The organism is Microcystis sp. M49636_WE2 (assembly GCF_030065375.1).
In the GTDB taxonomy this organism is placed as follows: Bacteria; Cyanobacteriota; Cyanobacteriia; order Cyanobacteriales; family Microcystaceae; genus Microcystis; species Microcystis aeruginosa_C.
Genome location: NZ_JASJFG010000245.1, coordinates 1 through 1,699, shown reverse-complemented (window position 1 = coordinate 1,699; position 1,699 = coordinate 1). Strand labels below are relative to the sequence as shown.

Here is a 1,699-nt window from a genome sequence, read left to right as displayed (position 1 = left end):
CTAGAATAGCGATCGGTGTACCGAGGGTTTTGCCGTCAAAAACGCCCGAAATTATCTCACAAATGTCATTTTCCCGACGCGGGGTCACGATTCTGCTTTGTCCCGGTTTGCGACGGTCTAAATCGATTTGAATCTCCTCTTCAGAAATTTCTAAGCGCGGGGGACAACCATCGATAACCACTCCTACCCCACCCCCGTGAGATTCTCCAAAAGTGGAAACCCGAAATAGTCGTCCGAAAGTGTTACCCATAATCTCAATGTCTATTAAGCCTCAAGCTTTTATTGTACCTGAGCGGTTATCAGTTATCAGTGATCAGATGTGAGTTTTTAGTGGACAGTCTTAAGTAGAAAATTGCCGTTTTCTTGTCACTGATGCCATTTTTCAAAAGTAATCGCAGAGATGGTTAATTTCCCTTACCCCCACAACCAAAGGGAGAGGGGAGTAAAATGCCGGCTCTCTTATTCTTTGTGTGATAAGTTTAACTTATATAAGACCGATCAATCTTTGTGTCCTTTGTGTCTTTGTGGTTCGTTCCATTTGCTCGCCAGCAGAACTGTATTTTAGAATACATTTTACCCACCAAACCCAAGAGAGTAAAATGCCTGCTACGAATAAAGGAAAATACTATGATTACTGTTTACTGATCACTGTTCACTGATAACTGAAAGGTCTCCTGTCTTCAGGTTAAGCTCCCAAAAAAAGGCTATTCTTTACCTTATATAGCCTGGCGAAAATTTGATGACTTCTTTGTTAGTTCACACATACCCTTCTCTTGTCAAGGGTATTTTAATTAAACGTTACAAACGCTTTTTTGCCGACATACAACTGGACAACGGAGAATTAATTACGGCCCATTGCGCTAATACCGGACCGATGACCGATGTATGCGTAGAAGGTCAACCGGTTTATCTTTCTCGCAGTGATAACCCGAAGCGAAAATTAGCTTACACCTGGGAGATGATTCAACTGGGGGAGACTTGGGTGGGAGTTAATACCAATCTTCCTAATCAGGTGGTGAAAAATGCCCTGTTGCAAGGGGTTTTTCCCGATTTGGTCAAAAATGACACCGAGGTGCGATCGGAAGTGGCCTACGGTCAAAATAATGGCAGTAGAATTGATTTTCTTTTGACCCATGGGGATAATTCCCTCACCTATATCGAGGTTAAAAATACCACTTGGAATCAGGGAGAAACGGCACTTTTTCCCGATACTGTCACCACGCGAGGACAGAAGCATTTACAGGAATTAATGGCTTTATTGCCGGCAGCGGAGGCGATTATGTTCTACTTTATTAATCGGGGTGATTGTGACCGGTTTGCTCCGGGGGATAGTAAAGATGCTAAATACGGGCAGTTATTACGTCAAGCAGTGGCTAAAGGAGTCAAGGTTTTACCCTGTCGCTTCCAAGTGACACCCACGGGAATTTATTATTTAGGTTTAGCAGAATTGCAACTGTGAAACCAGTGGTTTAGATGGGCCAGCTTTTGACAAAATCCCCCAGACCGCAACTGACCTTGAAAAGCTTAGAGACACAGTTACCTGTGCCTCTAATGGCGATTTTGTCGATACATATTTGAGGTAATTTGTCAAGGTTTTTGATAACTAATTCCGTGGCGCATTTTCTCTAATTTCTGTTGCACCTGAGCATCGAGAGAATGGAATAAAAAACGCCCTTTGGGACTTTGAGAAGAACTCTGG

3 protein-coding genes and 1 pseudogene are annotated in these 1,699 nt (G+C 43.0%); 2 read left to right on the top strand and 2 right to left on the bottom strand.

Annotated features, from left to right (window positions below):
- Positions 1 to 250, bottom strand: a 250-nt coding sequence (locus PX484_RS05895) for a chorismate synthase (RefSeq protein ID WP_288103135.1), incomplete at its 3' end; no start/stop codon positions are given.
- 220 nt (positions 251 to 470) lie between these two features.
- On the opposite strand from PX484_RS05895, the gene PX484_RS25675 reads away from it, so the two are divergent.
- Complete coding sequence (locus PX484_RS25675) at positions 471 to 659, top strand: hypothetical protein (protein ID WP_071839390.1); 189 nt, start codon at positions 471 to 473, stop codon at positions 657 to 659.
- 80 nt (positions 660 to 739) lie between these two features.
- Positions 740 to 1,459, top strand: coding sequence for a DNA/RNA nuclease SfsA (sfsA, locus tag PX484_RS05890; protein WP_002755011.1), 720 nt, complete (start codon positions 740 to 742; stop codon positions 1,457 to 1,459).
- Between the two features lie 128 nt (positions 1,460 to 1,587).
- Here sfsA and PX484_RS05885 read toward each other — a convergent pair.
- Positions 1,588 to 1,699, bottom strand: a pseudogene (locus PX484_RS05885) (NYN domain-containing protein); the annotation flags it as partial.